At 72.6% G+C, this 2737-nt stretch carries 3 protein-coding genes; all 3 read left to right on the top strand.

Annotated features, from left to right (window positions below; genetic code table 11):
* The coding region (locus tag G7A99_RS17750; protein WP_163142669.1) for a pitrilysin family protein at positions 1-972 on the top strand (972 nt) is incomplete at its 5' end.
* On the top strand, positions 969-2330 hold the full coding sequence (locus G7A99_RS17745) for a pitrilysin family protein (protein ID WP_163142666.1): 1362 nt from the start codon (positions 969-971) through the stop codon (positions 2328-2330). The genes G7A99_RS17750 and G7A99_RS17745, both read left to right, overlap by 4 nt.
* Positions 2317-2737 (top strand): 16S rRNA (guanine(966)-N(2))-methyltransferase RsmD (gene rsmD, locus G7A99_RS17740; RefSeq protein ID WP_163142663.1); only part of this gene is annotated, 421 nt, incomplete at its 3' end. The genes G7A99_RS17745 and rsmD, both read left to right, overlap by 14 nt.

Raw genomic sequence — 2737 nt, 5'->3', positions numbered from 1 at the left:
ATGCACCAGCTGCGCCTCGACCCCGAGGCCTTCCGCAAGGAGCGCGACGTGGTGCTCGAGGAGCGGCGGCTGCGCATCGTCGACCAGCCCGTCGCCGCCTTCGGCGAGCGCTTCAATGCGGTGTCCTACCCGGTGAGCGCCTACCGCCAGCCGGTGATCGGCTGGTCCGAGGACCTTCACGGCCTGGATATCGACGACCTCCGGGACTGGTACCGGCGCTGGTACTCGCCGGCGAACGCGACCCTGGTGGTCGTCGGCGACGTCGAGCCGGAGGCGGTCCTCGCGCTGGCCCGCAAGTACTTCGGCCCCGTCCCCGGCGGCGAGGACCCGCAGCCGCCGGTGGACCGGCACATGAGCGCCCCGGGTGAGCGCCGGCTCACTGCCAGCGACGATCGCGTGCGGGTGCCGCACCTGTCCATGGCCTACGAGGTGCCGTCGGCGGCGACGGCGAAGGACATGGCGGACGTTTATGCCCTGGAGGTCCTCGCCGGGGTGCTCGACGGTGGCGACGGCGCCCGGCTGGCCCAGCGTCTCGTGCGGGATCAGTCCGTTGCCGCGGGAATCGGCGCCGGCTATTCGCCGGTGGCCCGGCTCGACACCCGCTTCAGCATCCAGGCGACCCCGACCCCCGATACCTCGCCGGAGGCCCTGGAGGCGGCGGTGCGCGAGCAGATCGCGGCGCTGCGGCGCGAGCCGGTGGACGCAGAGACCCTGGAGCGGGCACAGAACCAGATCCTCGCCGACCATCTCTATGGCCTGGACTCCATGTTCTATCAGGCCATGCGTATCGGCAGGCTGGAGGTGACCGGTATCGGCTGGGAGTGGCTCAAGGGCTTCGAGGCGGGCATCCGCGACGTCACCGCGGCGGACGTGCAGCGCGTGGCCCGAACCTACCTGACCGACGACCGTCTCGCCGTAGGCGTGCTGCGCCCGGGCGGCGGCGATAGCGACACGGACGAGGAGGCCGAATGATGCGGCGTATCCTGCTGGCCCTGTGCCTGACCCTGGTGGCGAGTGCCCCGGCGTGGGCGGCCCCCGATATCCAGCGCTGGCGCACCGACGACGGCACCCGGGTGGTCTTCGCCGCCACCCATGAGCTGCCCATCGTGGATGTGCGCGTGCTCTTCGACGCCGGCTCCGCCCGGGACGGCGAGCATCCCGGTCTCGCCCGGCTGACCGCCAATCTCCTGCTGGAGGGGGCGGACGGGCTGAGCGCCGGCGGGATCGCGCGGCGCTTCGAGCAGCAGGGCGCGCGGGTGTCCACGGGCAGCGCCCGGGACTCGGCCTGGGTGTCGCTGCGCAGCCTCGCCCGCGACGACAACCTGGGCGCCGCCACGGATCTGCTCGCGCGGGTCCTGGCCGCCCCGGATTTCCCCGAGACCGCCTTCGAACGGGTTCGCGGGCAGATGCAGGTGGCCCTGCGTCATGGACGCCAGGATCCGGGCACGGTCGCCGGGCGCGCGTTCATGAAGGCGCTGCTCGGGGATCATCCCTACGCGAGTCCGCCGGACGGCACGGAGGCCGGACTGAAGGGGGTCACCCGACGGCAGGTCGAGGCCTTCCACCGGCGCTACTACGTGGCCGGCAACGCCACTGTCGCGATCGTTGGTGACATCGACACGGCGCGTGCCCGCGAGATCGCCGCGCACCTTGCCGACGGGCTCGCGGACGGCGAGGCGGCCCCGGCGCTGCCGCCGGTACCGCCGCTGAAGGCGTCCCGGACGGTGCGTATTCCCTTCGACACCAGCCAGACCCACGTGCTCATCGGCGAGACGACACCGGCGGCCCGGGGCGACGAGCGCTGGCCGGCACTGTATCTGGCGAACCACGTCCTCGGTGGCGGTGGGCTGGTGTCCGTGCTCGCCGAGCGCATGCGCGAGCAGCGGGGGCTGTCCTACAGCTCGTCGAGCTCGGTGACCGCCGCCGCGGCGGGGGGGTGGTTTCAGGTCGGCACCCAGGTGCGCAATGACCGCCTCGACGATGCCCTGAAGGTGCTGCGGGAGAGCATCGACGAGTTCCGGTCCAAGGGGCCGGATGCCGACCGCCTGGCGCTCGCGCGCTCGAACATCACCGGCAGCTTCCCCCTCAGCCTGGACAGCAACCGGGACCTTGTCGGTTACCTCGGCATGATCGGCCTGTACGGGTTGCCGACGGACTATCTGGCGCGTTTCCCGCAGCGTATCGATGCGCTCGGGCGCGAGCGGGTGGCCGAGGTGGTCTCCCAGGTGCTCTCGCCGGGCCACCGCGTGACGGTGCTGGTCGGTCCCGCGGGGGTGATCGGTGCCGACACGGCGGGGGATGCCGACGGGGAAGACGGTGGCGGCGCGTAACCGGCTGCGCATCGTCGCCGGCGAGTGGGGCGGGCGGCGGCTGCCGTTCCCGGACGCCCGGGGTCTGCGTCCCACCGCCGAGCGCGTGCGCGAGACGCTGTTCAACTGGCTGCGTGCCGAGGTCGCCGGCGCACGATGTCTGGACCTGTTCGCCGGCAGCGGTGCCCTGGGCCTGGAGGCCGCCTCCCGCGGGGCGCGGGAGGTGGTCTGCGTGGAGCGCTCGCGGCGGGTCGCCGGTGTCCTGCGGGAGAACGTCGAGCGGCTCGACGGCGGCGGGCGCGTCAGCGTCGCCGTGGCGGACGCGCGGCGTTACCTGGACGGGCCGGCGTCCCCCTTCGATCTCGTATTCCTTGATCCACCGTTCAGCTCGTCTATCATCGACCCCGTTTGTGCCGGGCTGGAGGCCG

The sequence above is a fragment of the Arhodomonas sp. KWT genome, assembly GCF_010993615.1.
The sequence above is the reverse complement of the archived record's forward strand: the minus strand, read 5'-3'. Positions and strand labels throughout refer to the sequence as shown.

Bases quoted from the DNA above. Each gene is read 5' to 3' on its own strand.
- G7A99_RS17745 (WP_163142666.1), top strand. From the start codon at position 969: ATGATGCGGCGTATCCTGCTGGCCCTGTGCCTGACCCTGGTGGCGAGT.